The organism is Paraburkholderia silviterrae (genome assembly GCF_004353915.1).
GTDB lineage: Bacteria > Pseudomonadota > Gammaproteobacteria > Burkholderiales > Burkholderiaceae > Paraburkholderia > Paraburkholderia silviterrae.
In genome coordinates this window covers 229,886-244,877 of the sequence record NZ_SMRP01000009.1, presented here as the reverse complement: position 1 = coordinate 244,877, position 14,992 = coordinate 229,886, and the positions used below count along the sequence as shown (strand labels likewise).

Sequence of the window (14,992 nt, the reverse complement as noted above, 5' to 3'; positions counted from 1 at the left end):
TCAGACGCCATTGGACGTTTCGACCAGCAAGCCCATGTCCTTCACTTCGATCTTGCCGTAGCGCAGTTCGATGACGCCCATTTTTGCCAACCCCTGCAGCTCCTTGTTGAGGGTTGTGCGGCTGACGCCCAGCATCATGGCGATGTTGTCCTGCGACGTGCCGATGACCGGATGCTCGCTCCTCGACTGAGTGAGGTCGCCACGGGCAAGCATGAGCAGACGGCGTGCCACCCGCGTGCGCGTGCTTCGCAGTGCGATGTCGGCGAGCAGCCCGAACACGCCCAACAGCCGTTTTGCCTCCATCACGGCGATAGCCTGTGCGAACGCAACGTTCTGCATCATCGCTTCAAAGTCCTCCGCGCTGACCACCGCCAGCTCGGTATCTTCCATCGCCACGGTTGTCGTGGTCCGGGGATGCCGCGCCAGCAGCATCACCTCACCGAACCAGTTGCCGGGTTCGATGATGGTCAGAATCGCCTCGTTGCCATCGGGGTGAATCACGAAGAACTTGATCGCCCCTTTGGCGACGCCAAAAAAACCGTCGCGCGACTCCTTGAACGGATCGCCTTGCCGGAACAGCACTTCACCCTGCGCGAGGCGCAGAGGCCGGGCACAGGCCAGCAGCGCGTCGGCCACCTCTCTGGGCAAACTTGCAAACCACGGATTGTCGAAAAAGACTTGCATGGTGAACAGGTATCGGTATTAGCCCTGAATCGACAAGATTTGAACAGTCTTATCGGATTGACTCCAGCATCATGCAGCGACCGGGCCACACACGCAAGCCGTTGCGCGCGCCCGCACTTCACCACCGATCCATTTCCAACCTGGCCCATATCGTATGCATCAGAAATTGACCTGGTTGCTGATTGCCATTGCCATAGCAGGATTCGCCATGGCGGAAATCATCAGCAAACGCTATCGCGACACCGTCCATGCCACCAGCAACGACACCAAGCTCGAGCTGCTGATGTCCCTCAGCTTGCTGGTGTTCACGCAGCCGCTCATCGTGCTGGTGACCGATGCGCTCTGCCAGCGCTTCGCGCCTCACCTTCGCAATGCCTGGTCCACGCTGCCCTGGTGGGCGATGACCGGCATCCTCCTGGTGGGCGACGACATGATGCAGTACTGGTGGCACCGGATCTCGCATTCCGCGTTGCTTTGGCCGCTTCATCGTGCCCACCATTCCGCGTCTTATATGAGCATCCGCGTCACGTACCGGAACAACTTTTTCTACTACCTGATGATGCCGGGCCTATGGGTTGGCGCGGTGACGCTGTACCTGGGCTTTGGAACTGTCTACGCGGCCTATGTCGTAGTCAAGCTGGTGGTCATTCTGGGCGCCCATTGCGCCTGGGCGTGGGATGCGCCGCTTTACCGGATCCGTGCGTTGCACCCCCTCATGTGGATCGTGGAGCGCACGCTCTCCACACCAGCCACGCATCGCGCGCATCACGCGATTACCAATGTGGATGGCATTGGCCACTACAAAGGCAACTTCGGCAATCTGCTGTTTTTCTGGGACGTACTGTTTGGCACTGCTCATATTACGCGGCAGTACCCCGAGGAAGTTGGCTTGCGCGACGATCAGTTGTTCGGGGCGGAGCGCTGGAACCACCAGATGTTCTATCCGCTGTGTCAGTCCAGCCGCGAATACAGCGCGCTGAAATTCGGCGGCCAGATCTATAGCGACGAATCAGCGGTCGAGATGTCGCTTGACGGGGCTGCGGATTCCGCCCGCTGAGTCGCGCGCAAGCATCGACGCAGGAATCACTACTTGGCTAAAGAGAGTTGGAGTTTGCATGAGCAAGGTACTGGAAGGAAAGCGCATCGTCGTGACGGGAGGTTTCGGTGCGCTCGGCATCGCAGTTGGGCATGTGCTGGAGGCGGCGGGTGCGGAGGTGGCGCTCGTCGATCAAGCGTCGGAGCCTTCCGGTTTGAAGGAGGGCGTAGCGAGCTGGGGCGGCGTCGATCTGACCAATGCCGCGGCGGCGAGAGCGTGTTTGACAGCCGTGGCCGAGCGGCTGAACGGACTCGACGGCCTCGTCAACATTGCGGGTGGCTTCGTCTGGGAAACGGTCGAAAGTGGCGATGTCGAAACCTGGGACCGCATGTATGCGCTCAACGTGCGCAGCGCACTGTCCGCCTCGCAGGCTGCGCTGCCATACCTGCTGCAATGCGGCGCCGGGCGCATCGTCAACGTGGGTGCGCTCGCGGCCAACCAGGCGCGCACCGGGATGGGCGCCTATGCGGCGTCGAAAGCGGGCGTCGCACGGCTGACCGAAGCAATGGCCGAGGAGTTCAAGGATCGTGGCATCACCGTCAACGCCGTGCTTCCCAGCATCATCGACACACCCGCCAACCGCGCCGCCATGCCGGACGAAGATGCTGCTCGCTGGGTAGACGCCGCGGCACTCGCGCGCGTGATCGTCTTTCTGCAGTCGGAGGCCGCATCGCCCATTACGGGCGCACTCATTCCCGTCAGGGGTCGCGTCTGAGCGTCCGCTAAAAGCGGCATAGAGACATAGGAGACATGCATGCGTTTGTTCGTTACGGGCGTTCTCGGGAGCTCACTCGTTCTTGCCGCCGGCAATGCCGCCGCGGCGGATTCGAGCGTCATGTTGTACGGCGTGGCCGATACGTTCATGCAATACCTCGATAACGGGGGCGCGCACGCCTTTTCGCAGCGAAGCGGCGGGTCGAGCGGCTCATTGTTCGGCATGAAGGGAACGGAAGATCTCGGCGGCGGACTCGCGGCCCAATTCGATCTCGAAGGAGGCTACAACATCAACACTGGCACGCTGTTCGCCGATACGACGTCGCTCTTCTATCGTCAGGCGTGGGTTGGGCTGACCAGCGAGAAAATCGGCTCGCTCACGTTTGGCCGCCAATATGTGCCCAGCTTCAGAGTCCTGTACCCGACCGATCCGTTTCGCCTGAACGAAGTGCTGTCGCCGATGTCGGCCAACGTTCTGGCGGTCGACCGCAATACCTTGTCGACGCAGTCGGGAAATGGGCGCGCAAGCAATTCCATCCTGTATCAATCGCCCAATTTGAATGGCCTGCAACTGTACGGCATGTACGCGTTTGCGGCCACGGTAACGCAACCCACGCCGTCGACGGGAGGCAACATGTTGAACGTGGGGGCGAGCTATACGGGCTACGGACTGTACGCAGGCGTGTCGTACGTCAATCAACATTCTGGAGAGCAAACCATTGCGGGATTGCCCGGCCCGCTGAGTCTGCTGGGAACGGAGCATTTCATCGGGGCCATCGCCTACCGGATAGGTATCGTGAACCTGCAGTTCAACTATGCCTACCAGCGCGCGGACAATCCACCCGCCAGATCGCTGGCTGCGCTGCTCGGGACCTTTCATTCCAGCAGCACAGCCGAACTGGGCGCCACGATCCAGGCCAGCTCGGCCGATGTGATCGAAATCGCCTTCACCGAGCGTGACGTGCGCGGCGTGCACGACAACGCACCGGGCGTCGAGGTTGGCGTCGATCACTCGCTGTCGAAGCGAACCAGCCTCTATGCGCGCGCCGGCTATATCAAGAACAACGGTAGCTCGACGGTTAGCTGGCCGGGCATAACCGTTAGCGCGCCGGGCACCAAACAGATTCTGGCGGGGATAGGCATGACCCACCGGTTCTGAGTGGCGACGTGGGGCACTCCCACGTCGAGCACGGCAATGCTCGAGCAGAGCGAAGTCGAATAGCGCTCGTCATTGCGGCTGCCACAGCGCCGCAATGACGGCTGTGGCCGTCACGGGCGTGTGGCTTTCACCGCTGCCGTTGACGAAGCGGTATTGGCTCGGCGAAACGTCGAACGTCGCTGGCGCGGCAAGAATGTCCGCCATGTTTGCCCAGACTCCCAACGGGCCACAGTTCATGGTCCGGTGGACGAATGGCGGCTAAACGGCCGCCGCTCGAAAACCGCCTGTTTCCAGAGGGTTTTCGCTCGAGCAACTACAGCGGACTACCCGGCTGCACCGCACACAGGCTTAGTGCCCATGCGCCTCGCGAAATCCGGCGTCCTTCTCGAGACGCTGAGCGGGGGTGTCGACGTGGAATCCTGCTGAGACCAAATACAGGACGCCAGCGAAAGGCCAGGCGAAGGTGGCCAGCGAGAAGCAAAGCCAGCATGCATCCTGTGGCGAGTACGCCTGGAGTGCCCAGACAAGGCACGCAGCTGGCAACAACAGCAGACACAGCGCCGACCGATTCAGAAAAGCGGCGGCCCTTGCATTCTTGAGCGTCTCAGCTTGCATGCCTGGCTCCATAGGGAATGGCACTGAGACATAGAGTCGCACGGCGACCGTTGCACGAACACTCGGTAGATTCCCTTACAAACGCCCATCCGAATTTCGTCCATGCTCGAACATTCGAATCGTGAGCAGACCTGCAGACTTCCGGCGGAGCGGCATGGGTGAACGGACGGCAGCGGGCTGCATGCTGAACGCATCCCGGGATCGGTACAGGCCCTGATTTTTTCTCCAGATCCGATCGCCGATCAAATCGATGTTCGTCGCGAGCCCGTATTTTCGGCAAATTTCAATTATTGCGGCGCACAATCCCATCGTCTGAGCCTTCGCAGCGCGTGCGATGATTCATCAAATCGCGCGCCTTGCCGTGAGTCATTGTCATCTTGCCGGCCGCTGATTTTCATCCATGGTAAATAAGCAGGAATCCGAACGTTGTGTGAGCAACGTAATGATTCAGGCCGATGAAGCCCGCGATTTGCTGGCGTTTTGGGGCGGGACCGCGCTCACGAACAGTGCAGATTTGCCGCGAAACAGGGACGTTACAGATCCGTCACGCTGGTCGACCCGCCGATTGATCTTCGCGGCGAAGTAGTCCATATTCAAGATGAATATTTCGACCACTACTCAACGATTCACGGTGTCCGACACCGATTTTTACGACGTCGTCATCCGCTGCAACGCGCCTTGAGGCAGCGGCAGCCCATCAGATCCATCGAAGCCGTAGCATCTCCCATGCTCAATGAACCAGCACAAGGCAGTTCTGGCCCGCGGCAGTGTTCCAGTTGTGGGGCCAGGCTCGAAGGACCACTGAACTTCTGCCCCCATTGCGGCGCGAGCCTGCTGGGCGCATCGTCTCGCGAGGCGATGAGAGCCGCTCGTCCCTACGATGACCACGCGGCGCGTCACGGACGTCTGTATCTCTATGCGTTCGGCTGTGTGGCCGCGTGCGTGTTTGTCGTCGCCGCTTATGTGCACTCGCATCACAATGCGCAGGAAATGGCCGCGGAAACCCAGGTCGCCCAAGGGGCCGTGATCGGAACACAAAAAGGGTCTGCGATGTTAGCGGTGAATGGGCCCGCAAACGCAGTGGCAAACGCAGCCGCTCACGACTCCGCGCCGCCCGGGCCCATTCCGACTCCCGTGGCCGTGCCCATGCCGCCGCCCGAGACTGCGAGCGCGCCGCCTTCTATGACCGAGGCCGTGGCGCCGCCCTCGCGCACCACGGCGCCGCACACGGAAGCCGCCCAGCGCAACGCAGCATCGTTCAAGAGTCTTCGTGACGAACGCGCCGCCGTCATGAAGCGCGAGGTGAGCGCGCACACCGACGTCGCGCGCAATCTAGCCATTGCGCGAGTCAGTCTCGACAAGAACGATCTCGGTCCAGCCCACAGGTCCATCATGACCGCGCTGGCCGAACAACCCGGCAACGGGGAGGCGCGGCAACTCCACGCCGAGCTGGTCTCCCGCGAGCAGGAGCGCGACGCGTTGCTTGGCTACGCACGCCTGTGCGCGCGCCAGGCGGATTGGGTTTGCGCGTGGCACAACGCGGGCCATGCGCTGACCATCGACGCGTCGAACAGCGAAGCGCGAAACTTGCTCTCGCACGCCATCGCCGAGCAGAACGCCAGAGGTGAAAGGGCGTTCGATCCGAGCCTGGACCCCCAGTAGTTTCTTTCCTCACAAGCCCGATCGATTCAAGCCGCCTTCAATGGTCAGGTGCGTGGCGCACGCCTTCATGCACCCGAAGTGATTAGTCATCCTTGATAAATGTGGCCGCGCCCTGTTGGGCGAGTGGATTCTGTCAAGCAGCGGATGGGGTTCCGCGTCTTGATCGGGCACCGCCACAGTGTCATGGTATTTTCCCGACGCGGACCTGCGATACGATACGTCTTCGCCGCTACAGCGCGATTGATGCCTTAATTTAAGGCTTCAATATGTTTTCAATTTACTTTCGTTTTCAGGGCGTCGTTTCGAACATCCTGATTCATCGTCTTTTTCCACCAGGCCCGATCTCATGCTCAGCCCCCTCGCGTTGTTCGGGATCTTGATCGTGTCCTGCACGATGAGCGTGGCCATCCTGGGTTCGCTGCGCCGCACGGCGGTGCCGGGCGTAGTGCGCTGGTGCGTGGCCTATGCGCTCCTGGCCGTGGCTTCAACGGCGGTGTTGTTCGCCGGCGACCGGCCGCGTCCGTTTGCGATCGTCGCCATTTCGTTCATCACGATGGTGGCGGTGGCGCTGCTGCTGCAGGGCACGCGCCAGTTCTTCGGCATCCCGCCCACGCGGCGCGCGGAGTTAGCCGCCTTCGCCGCTGCCTTCGCCGCGATGGTGTACTTCACGTGCGTTTCGCCGAGCATCGAGGCGAGGGTCGTTTGCCTGTCCGTCGTGCTGGCCTACGGACGGATCGCCGCGGCTACGCTGGCGCTGCGTCACGCTCGGCATGCGGGTGCGCGCTATGCCGCGCGATTCGTCGCGGTGTCGGCCTGGCTCGGCGCATTGAGCCACCTTGCGCGTGCCGGTGCGGTGGTCTTCGGCCTCGTGCCGCCGGTCGCGTTCGTGCAGCCGTCGCCGTGGAACGTCGTGCTGCTCGGCCTCGCGATCGTCTCGTCGCCATGCATGTCGATCGGCATGGTCATGCTGGCGCACGATCAATTGATCCGAAGAATGGAACGGCTCGCGACGATCGACGAACTCACGGGCGCGCTCATGCGCCGCGCGTTCATGGAGAAAGCGGGGGTGCTGCTTGGCGAGGCGCGGGAGGCCGGCAAGGCGCTCTCCATCGCCATTCTCGACATCGACAATTTCAAGTCGATCAACGACAGCTTTGGCCACGCCGTCGGCGACCGGACGCTGACGCATATCGGCTCGGTGGTGCTGGGCCAGTTGCGCGGATGCGATCTGTTCGGGCGTCTGGGCGGCGAGGAGTTCGCCATTCTTTTCGTGGACACACGAAAGAGCGATGCAGCGGCGTTGACGAACGCGCTGCGGCTTGCGCTGGAGCGCGTGCCCGACGACGGCGTGCGTTGCACGTTCAGCGCCGGCGTCGAGCGGATCGCGCTGGCGGACACGCTCGAAGGCGCGATGGCGCGCGCCGACGCGGCGCTGTACCTGGCGAAGGCGATGGGGCGCAACCGCGTCGTCACGGCTTCGGAAGTCGATGTGCACGGTATCGCGGCGCCGCGCTAAAACCGTGCCAATCCAGCGATGACCGCCGGGGCGGTCATTTGAAAACGCCCGTGCGCTGCGTTGCTTCCGGATGCTGCCGCGTTTCGCGCAGCGAAAGCGGATGCCACAGACGCGCTCCGCCTTCGATACCCCGCTCGTTTGGCACGGTCGCCACGTCAGGCGGCAGATTGAAAGTGAGCCGCGCCGCGTTGCCGCCGCCAATCCACAACTTGTCGTAATGCACGAGCGATTCGAGAATGCCGATGACTTTCTCGACCCGCCGGTTCCAGCGTTTGTTGCCGACCTTGCGGCGCGCGGCATCGCCGATATATTCGTCGTACGCGTGCTTCTTGCTGACCGGATGGTGGGCGAGTTCGAGGTGCGGCATCAACTCGCCGTCGCGGAACATCGCCGTGCCCGCGCCCGTGCCGAGCGTCAGGACGAATTCGAGGCCCTTTCCCTCGATGGCGGCGAAGCCCTGCATTTCCGCATCGTTGATCAGGCGTACCGAAGGGTTGCCGAGGCGCTCGCCGAGCATCTGCGCGAGCGGCACGTTGCTCCAGCCTTCCACGCCGAGATGCGGCGCCGTGAGCACGTGGTTCTCGCGCACGAAACCGGGAAAGCCGATCGACACATGGGTGGGCGGATACTGCTCGACCAGCGGCTTGACGAGCGCATCGAGCGTGTCGACGAGCAAGGCAGGCGAGCACGGATGCGGCGTCGGAACGCGCACGCGGTCGGTGCGCATTTTGCCGTTCGCGTCGATGATCGCCGCCTTCAGCCCGGTGCCGCCTATGTCGATGGCGAGAATGTTTTCGATGCGCCGCGCTGCGGGCGCGCGATTCCGGGTGCTATTGCTATTCTTCGTGCCGGCTCGCGTCCTCGCCGTTGTGTTTGCCTGGGTGTTTTTTGCCGCGCTTGTTGTCCTGGCCACTCGATCCTCCGTTGGTCGTGCATGCAGTGCGATGTTGTTCGCGCTGGTTCGGTGAGTTCAGCTCTTTGGGGGCTCGCCAGGCGTGAGCGCGCGCCACGCGCGGCCGTCCTGCGCGAGCAGCGCCTGGGCTTCGGCCGGGCCTTCGCTGCCCGCTGCGTAATCCTGCACGCGCACCGCCGCGCGGTCTTGCGGATGCAGCACGCCGTCCACCGCGGCCCATGCCGCTTCGATGCTGTCGGCGCGCTGAAAGAGCGTCTGGTCGCCGAGCATGCAGTCATAGAGCAGCGTTTCGTAGCCGATGTTCGCGTGCTCCGTGAAGAAGTCATCGTAGTCGAACGACGAATGCACCGCGCCGATCTGCATGACCGGCCCCGGCGTCTTCACGTTGAAATCGAAGCTCGTGCCGTGCGTGGGGTCGATGCGCAGCGTCAGCACGTTGGGCGTCAGCGCGTCGACGGGCGTGTCGCGAAACAGACGAAACGGCACGCGCCTGAGCTGCACCGAGATCTCCGTGTGCCGCGCGGCCAGCCGCTTGCCGGTGCGCAAATAGAACGGCACGCCCGCCCAGCGCCAGTTGTCAATCTGCACGCGGGCGGCGGCATACGTTGGCGTCTGGCTGTCCTTCGCGACATCGGGCTCGTCGCGGTAGGCCACGCCCGCCGGCCCCGTGCTGTATTGCCCGAACACCACGTCCGCGGGTGTGAGCGGCTTGATCGCATCGAAGACCTCGGCCTTCTTGTTGCGCACCGCTTCGGCGTCGAACGAGTTGGGCGGCTCCATCGCCACCATGCAGAGCAACTGGAACAGATGGTTCGGCACCATGTCGCGGAACGCGCCGGTCTGCTCATAGAAGCGCCCGCGGCCTTCCACGCCGATCACTTCCGAAGCCGTGATCTGAATGCTGTCGATATACTCGCGGCGCCAGATGGGCTCGAACATCGCGTTGGCGAAACGTATGGCGAGAATGCTTTGCACCGTGTCCTTGCCGAGAAAATGGTCGATGCGATAAATCTGCGATTCGTTGGCGAAGCTCAGGATGTGCTGGTTCAGATCGCGCGCCGAGGCGAGATCGGCGCCAAATGGTTTTTCGATTACGACACGGCGGAACGGGCCGCCGCCACTGGCGTCCTGCCTCAGCAGGCCGGCCTTGCCCAGACGCTCGACGATCGGCTTGAAGAAGCGCGCGCCCACCGCGAGATAGAACACCACGTTGCCTTGCGCGTTGCCGCCGAGTTGCTGGGCGAGGCGCTGGTAGGCGTCGTCGTCCTCGAATTCGCCCGCCATATAGTGCAGCCGCTGCGCGATCCAGTTCCACGCGTTATCGTCGAGCGTGCCGGCGTGGAAGGTGCTGGCCTTGTCGGCCGCAAACTTCTGCAGCGCGTCGTGCAAATCCTCGCGCCATTGCCCGGTCTCGCGCTCGCCGTGATTGACGCCGATGATCTTCATGCCATTGTCGAGCAGGCCATCGACGGCAAGGTTGTACAGTGCCGGCATCAGCAGGCGTTTGGTGAGGTCGCCGCCCGCGCCGAAGATCACGAGCGTGCAGGGCGGCGCCGGATGATTGCCGGCCGCCGAGGCGGGCGCGCCGTGCGGATGCGAGGCCAGCCTGGCGTTGGCCGGCGTGCTGGGGGATTGGCTGGTGGGCTGAGTCGTCGACATGATTTCGCTTTGGTGGAACGGAATCACTCCGGGTAGCAAGAGCGATACCTTGAATGACTCAATTTGCGAGCTCGCAGTTCAATCCGGCGAAGCAGGGCCGTTGCCACGCGCTGGCGCGCATTCAATGAAGGCGTTTTGTAATATCTCTCACACATGGCGAACCCAACCGGAATCAAGGCCCTCGTGTTCGACGTCTTCGGGACGATCGTCGACTGGCGAAGCGGCGTCGCACGAGAGGTCGAACCGTTTCTGAGCCGGCACGCGCCGGGCCTCGACCCCTTCGAATTCGCGGATGCGTGGCGGCGCGAATACTCGCCCGCCATGGAAGAAGTGCGTAGCGGCCGCAGGCCGTACGTGCGGCTCGACGTGCTGCACCGCGAGAATCTCGTCAAAGTCCTGAACCGGCTTGGGGTCACCGGGATTCCCGATGCGCAGGTCGATGCGCTCAATCTGGCCTGGCATCGCCTGGACCCCTGGCCGGATGCCGTGGAGGCGCTTTATCGCCTGAAGCAGCGCTTTATCATCGCGCCGCTGTCGAACGGCAATATTCGACTGATGGTGGATATCGCCAAACGCGCCGACTTGCCATGGGACGCGATCCTTGGCGCCGAGGTGGTACGCGCTTATAAGCCGTCGCCGCAGGTCTACAGCGAGACGGTGGACATTCTCGGGCTCGCGCCGGCCGAACTGTGCCTTGTTGCGGCCCATAACGGCGATCTTGCCGCCGCGCGCCGGCTCGGCTTGTCGACGGCATTCGTCGCGCGCACCACCGAACACGGCGCGCGCCAGACGACGGATCTCAAAGCCGAGCAGGCATGGGATTTCGTTGTGGACGATCTGCTGCAACTCGCCGGGCAACTTGGTTGTGCTCGCTAGCGGCCGCATTCGTTCAAGGCGGATGCGGCCCCGCTTTCAGGGCTGATGGCATTCATCTGATGAGCGTTAAGCCAGGGTTAAGCCTGGGCTGAATAGAATCGTAAGGTTTTCATTCAGAGTGCGTTCACTCAGGAGATTGCCAATGAATTCCAATGCCAGGAATGCAGTAGACCACGCGCTTAGCAAGGTTCCCGAGCTGACACTCGGGTTCTGGATCGTAAAAATTGCCGCAACCACGCTCGGCGAGACCGGGGGCGACTGGGTCACGATGTCGTTGAACCTCGGTTATCTCGTCGGCACGCTGATCTTCCTCGCCGCTTTCGTCGTGCTGGTCGCGGCCCAGGTTCGCGCGCGGCAATTCCATGCATACCTGTACTGGGCCACGATCGTTGCCACGACCACCTTGGGCACGACGCTGGCCGACTTCTGCGACCGCTCGCTCGGGCTCGGCTATCCGGGCGGTGTTGCCATCATCGTCGTTCTGCTCGCCGCCAGCCTCGCCATCTGGTACCGCGTGGAAGGGACGGTTTCGATCGAGAGCGTCGCGACCGTACGCGTAGAGTGGTTTTACTGGACGACGATTCTGTTCTCGCAGACGCTGGGAACCGCGCTCGGCGACTGGGTTGCCGGCGAAGATCGGGGCGGCCTTGGGCTCGGCTACGAAATGGGCGCAGCGATCTTCGGGGCGGGGCTCGTGGTGGTGGGCTTGCTCTGGCTGTCGCGCCGCGCGTCGCGCACGGCGCTGTTCTGGGCCGCATTCGTGCTGACGCGCCCGCTTGGCGCAACGCTTGGCGACCTGCTCGACAAGCCGCTCGCACAGGGCGGTCTGGAGTTCAGCCGCTTCTACGCCTCGGGCATCTTGTTCGCGTTCATGCTCGCTTGCATCATGCTGATTCCGCAACGCGCGGCGCGGCGTACGTCGGCAGTGTGACGCGCCCCTTCGCAGGAAGGGCTGCGCGGCATCGGCCTGTGGAGGGAGATATGCAAACGTTGCAGGTGGAGATTCGAGTCGACGACGTGACGCTTGGCGGAACGCTCGAGATCCCCGACCCGGCCCGGGCCGTGGTCGTGTTCGCCCACGGCAGCGGCAGCAGCCGGTTCAGTCCGCGCAACCGGCAAGTGGCGTCGGGCCTGCATCGCGCCGGCTTCGCAACGCTGCTGTTCGATCTGCTGACGCCTGATGAGCAGCGGCACGACAGCATTGGCGCCGCGTATCGTTTCGACATCGCGCTGCTAGCGCGCCGCCTGGGCGGCACGCTGGCGTGGCTCGCGGCACGGCCGGACCTCGCGGCGCTGCCGGCAGGACTCTTCGGTGCGAGCACGGGCGCCGCGGCCGCGCTCGTTGCTGGGGCGCAGGCGCGTGGCGTGGGCGCCATCGTGTCGAGAGGCGGGCGGCCGGATCTTGCGGGACCCTCGCTCGCTTGCGTCGCGGCGCCAACGTTGCTGATCGTCGGCGGGCTGGACGAGACGGTTATCGGCTTGAACCGCAAGGCCGCCGGACACATGACCTGCGAGCATTGCATCGAGATCGTGCCTGGCGCGACCCATCTCTTCGAGGAGCCGGGGACGCTCGAACAAGTGACGCTCCTCGCGGTGGACTGGTTCGGGCGCTGGCTGATTGCCGCTGCCGCGCCTTGAGCGTCACTGTTTGGCAAGCCGGTGAATTATCAAGGCATGCGAAGCGTTATCGCGCGCACAGGCGCAGAGACGGCCACGCTCATTCGAGCTGGAAGCCGCCCTCGAACGACTCGCGCAGGAATTCGATGAAGCGCGCGACCGCGCGCGGAACGTGCACCCCATACGGGCGCACCACGTACAGCTGCGAGGCGAAGGTGCCCACTGGCCGCCAGTCGGTCATCAGCACGACGAGCTTGCGCGCCTGCAACGCCGAATGGGCGGTGAAGTCCGGCAACAGCGCGATGCCGAGATGCTCGAGCGCGGCGTCGCGCAACGCCTCACTGTTGTTGGCCGCGAGCGGGCCGTTCACGGTCACGCTCACGCGCGGCTGCCCAGTGCGGCGGCCGGCTTTCTCGAACGACCACACGCCAGAGCCCGTCGTGCGCGGGTAGTAGAGGCAGTCGTGCGCCGCGAGATCGGCCGGTGTTTTCGGCATGCCGCGCTTCTTCAGATACGTGGGTGTGGCGGCAATCACTGAGTGGATGTCGCAAAGCTTCCACGCCACATGCGTTTCCGGCACTTGCGCGCTGTGGCGGATCGCGAGGTCGAAGCCTTCGCTCGCGATCGAGGTGAGCCGGTCCGATAGTTCCAGCTGCACGCGCACCTCGGGGTTCGCGCGCGCGAATTGCGCGAGACGCGGCACGAGCTGCTGGCGTGCGAAGGCGACGGGCGCCGTGACGCGCACGGTGCCGCGCGGGACCTCGGCCAGCTCGCGCACGCTCGCGAAACTTGCCGCGATGCGCTCGAATTCCTCGCGCGTTTCTTCCACCAGCCGTTGCCCGGCTTCGGTGAAGCGCACGCTGCGCGTGGTGCGCTGCACGAGCGCGACGCCGGCCACGCGCTCCAGCTCGGCAATGCGCTGGCTCATGGCAGCCTTGCTCACGCCAAGGCGCGCCGCGGCCGCCGTGTAGCTGCCCTGGGCCGCGAGCACGTTCAGCCAGTGCAGATGCATCCAGAGCGCCTCGACTTTCTGCGTATCCATGTGAGCGTTTCCTGCCGTCCAAACCGCGAAAATGATGCCGATGATAGCACCGCGCGCCCCTGATTTTTTATCACTGGCGACGGGGATTGTTCGCCCGCAGAAACAATCGGCAGATGCACAGTCGGCTCGGGCCCGCCCAGGCGCGACGGCCGCCGAATGTGCACACGAAAAGCGCCTGCGAGCGGGGCAGGCGTGGACTCAACGATCGTCTCCGTCTGGTACTAACGCGCCCGATTTTTGTATGTCGATACTCGTTTCACGCCGTGCCTGGCGATTCGAAAGAATCCATCTGACGATGCACGATCGGCGTGCACAGACACGAACACGGCGCCACGGATCTGGAGACCGCTCATGAACCGCGATAGATTGCAGAAATGGCCGTACCGGTTAGCCCGCGCGCTGCGCTGCGCCACGGCGCTCGCGCTTGCCGCGCTAGGCTGTGCCGTGGTTCAGCCTGCCCAGGCGCAGGACAAGGAAGTGACCATCGCCTACCAGCAGATCGTGGACCCGTGGGTCGTCGCCATCGCCGACGGCTCCATCGAAAAGGCCACGGGCTACAAGATCCACTGGCGGCAATTCGAATCGGGCGCGAAAGTGGCCACTGCAATGGCGTCGGGCGACGTGAAGATCGGCGTGATCGGCTCGAGCCCGCTGGCCGCCGCGGTGAGCCAGGGCGTCGACCTGCAGCTGTTCTGGATTCTCGACAACATCAACAACGCCGAGGCCATGGTCGTGCGCGACGGCTCGGGCATCGCGAAGCCGGCCGACCTCAAGGGCAAGACGATCGGCGTGCCGTTCGTCTCCACCACCCACTACCACACGATGTTCGCACTGCAGCATTGGGGCATCGACCCGTCGAACGTGAAGATCCTCAACATGCAGCCCAACCAGATCGTTGCGGCCTGGGACCGCGGCGATATCGACGCCGCTTACGTGTGGGATCCGGCGCTGGCGGAACTGAAGAAGAGCGGCAAGGTGCTCATCACCTCGGGCGATCTTTCGAAGCTCGGCAAGCCCACGTTCGACGGCATTGCGGTGGATCGCAAGTGGGGCGAGGAGCACAAGGATTTCATGGCGAAGTTCGTGCGGGCGATTGCCGACGCGGATGCCCAGTATCGCGCACACACGGCGCAATGGACGGCAAGCTCGCCGCAGGCGGCGGCGATCGCGAAGATGATTGGCGGCACGCCCGCCGACGTGCCGGCCTCGCTCTCGCTCTACGCGTTCCCGACGATCGAGGAGCAGGCCTCGGCGCAATGGCTTGGCGGCGGCGCGACGAGCCGCGCGGCGTTCGCGCTCAAGGATACTTCTGCATTCCTGAAGAACCAGAAGCAGATTGGCGACACGCTGACCGACTATGCGAAGTTCGTGACGCCGGCCTATGCCGAAGCGGCCATGAAGCTCCGATAAACCCGGCGCCGGCCGCCGCGCATGCGGCG

At 63.6% G+C, this 14,992-nt stretch carries 16 protein-coding genes; 9 read left to right on the top strand and 7 right to left on the bottom strand.

Annotated features, from left to right (window positions below):
• Positions 1 to 684 carry a Crp/Fnr family transcriptional regulator gene (locus tag EYW47_RS19750; RefSeq protein WP_133196518.1) on the bottom strand — a complete coding sequence of 228 codons (684 nt, stop codon included), beginning with the start codon at positions 682 to 684 and terminating at the stop codon, positions 1 to 3.
• A gap of 154 nt (positions 685 to 838) precedes the next feature.
• Here EYW47_RS19750 and EYW47_RS19745 point away from each other — a divergent pair, with 154 nt between their 5' ends.
• The 3 genes from EYW47_RS19745 to EYW47_RS19735 are packed head-to-tail and all read left to right on the top strand — an operon-like array spanning position 839 to position 3,653.
• A complete protein-coding gene (locus EYW47_RS19745) occupies positions 839 to 1,741 on the top strand; it encodes a sterol desaturase family protein (RefSeq protein WP_133196517.1) in 903 nt (300 codons plus the stop codon).
• Between the two features lie 58 nt (positions 1,742 to 1,799).
• Positions 1,800 to 2,495: an SDR family NAD(P)-dependent oxidoreductase gene (locus tag EYW47_RS19740; protein WP_133196516.1), complete on the top strand. Its 696-nt coding sequence runs from the start codon at positions 1,800 to 1,802 to the stop codon at positions 2,493 to 2,495.
• Positions 2,496 to 2,534: 39 nt separating this feature from the next.
• Complete coding sequence (locus EYW47_RS19735; protein WP_133196515.1) at positions 2,535 to 3,653, top strand: porin; 1,119 nt, start codon at positions 2,535 to 2,537, stop codon at positions 3,651 to 3,653.
• A gap of 69 nt (positions 3,654 to 3,722) precedes the next feature.
• Here EYW47_RS19735 and EYW47_RS42460 read toward each other — a convergent pair whose 3' ends face one another.
• From EYW47_RS42460 to EYW47_RS40940, 3 genes are all read right to left on the bottom strand, one after another.
• Positions 3,723 to 3,857: a hypothetical protein gene (locus EYW47_RS42460; protein WP_276322954.1), complete on the bottom strand. Its 135-nt coding sequence runs from the start codon at positions 3,855 to 3,857 to the stop codon at positions 3,723 to 3,725.
• 144 nt (positions 3,858 to 4,001) lie between these two features.
• Positions 4,002 to 4,268, bottom strand: coding sequence for a hypothetical protein (locus EYW47_RS19730; RefSeq protein WP_133196514.1), 267 nt, complete (start codon positions 4,266 to 4,268; stop codon positions 4,002 to 4,004).
• Between the two features lie 1,097 nt (positions 4,269 to 5,365).
• On the bottom strand, positions 5,366 to 5,530 hold the full coding sequence (locus EYW47_RS40940; RefSeq protein WP_165976619.1) for a hypothetical protein: 165 nt from the start codon (positions 5,528 to 5,530) through the stop codon (positions 5,366 to 5,368).
• A gap of 28 nt (positions 5,531 to 5,558) precedes the next feature.
• Between EYW47_RS40940 and EYW47_RS19725 the strand changes: the two genes are divergently transcribed.
• The gene (locus EYW47_RS19725) at positions 5,559 to 5,930 is read left to right on the top strand and encodes a hypothetical protein (RefSeq protein WP_133196513.1); all 372 of its coding nucleotides are present in this window, start codon (positions 5,559 to 5,561) and stop codon (positions 5,928 to 5,930) included.
• A gap of 346 nt (positions 5,931 to 6,276) precedes the next feature.
• On the top strand, positions 6,277 to 7,446 hold the full coding sequence (locus EYW47_RS19720; RefSeq protein ID WP_133196512.1) for a GGDEF domain-containing protein: 1,170 nt from the start codon (positions 6,277 to 6,279) through the stop codon (positions 7,444 to 7,446).
• A gap of 34 nt (positions 7,447 to 7,480) precedes the next feature.
• On the opposite strand, the gene EYW47_RS19715 is transcribed toward EYW47_RS19720, so the two are convergent.
• Positions 7,481 to 8,245 carry an ROK family protein gene (locus EYW47_RS19715; protein ID WP_133196590.1) on the bottom strand — a complete coding sequence of 255 codons (765 nt, stop codon included), beginning with the start codon at positions 8,243 to 8,245 and terminating at the stop codon, positions 7,481 to 7,483.
• 171 nt (positions 8,246 to 8,416) lie between these two features.
• On the bottom strand, positions 8,417 to 10,018 hold the full coding sequence (zwf, locus tag EYW47_RS19710; RefSeq protein ID WP_133196511.1) for a glucose-6-phosphate dehydrogenase: 1,602 nt from the start codon (positions 10,016 to 10,018) through the stop codon (positions 8,417 to 8,419).
• 153 nt (positions 10,019 to 10,171) lie between these two features.
• Here zwf and EYW47_RS19705 point away from each other — a divergent pair, with 153 nt between their 5' ends.
• From EYW47_RS19705 to EYW47_RS19695, 3 genes are all read left to right on the top strand, one after another.
• Positions 10,172 to 10,894 (top strand): haloacid dehalogenase type II, encoded by a 723-nt coding sequence (locus tag EYW47_RS19705; RefSeq protein ID WP_133196510.1) that lies wholly within the window; start codon positions 10,172 to 10,174, stop codon positions 10,892 to 10,894.
• Positions 10,895 to 11,036: 142 nt separating this feature from the next.
• Positions 11,037 to 11,825, top strand: a complete 789-nt coding sequence (locus tag EYW47_RS19700; protein ID WP_133196509.1) for a COG4705 family protein — start codon at positions 11,037 to 11,039, stop codon at positions 11,823 to 11,825.
• A gap of 50 nt (positions 11,826 to 11,875) precedes the next feature.
• Positions 11,876 to 12,532 (top strand): dienelactone hydrolase family protein, encoded by a 657-nt coding sequence (locus EYW47_RS19695; RefSeq protein ID WP_133196508.1) that lies wholly within the window; start codon positions 11,876 to 11,878, stop codon positions 12,530 to 12,532.
• Positions 12,533 to 12,611: 79 nt separating this feature from the next.
• Here the strand turns inward: EYW47_RS19695 and EYW47_RS19690 are convergent, their stop codons facing one another.
• On the bottom strand, positions 12,612 to 13,553 hold the full coding sequence (locus tag EYW47_RS19690; protein WP_133196507.1) for a LysR family transcriptional regulator: 942 nt from the start codon (positions 13,551 to 13,553) through the stop codon (positions 12,612 to 12,614).
• Positions 13,554 to 13,904: 351 nt separating this feature from the next.
• Here EYW47_RS19690 and tauA point away from each other — a divergent pair, with 351 nt between their 5' ends.
• Positions 13,905 to 14,963 (top strand): taurine ABC transporter substrate-binding protein, encoded by a 1,059-nt coding sequence (gene tauA, locus EYW47_RS19685; RefSeq protein ID WP_133196506.1) that lies wholly within the window; start codon positions 13,905 to 13,907, stop codon positions 14,961 to 14,963.
• Positions 14,964 to 14,992: the final 29 nt, after the last annotated feature.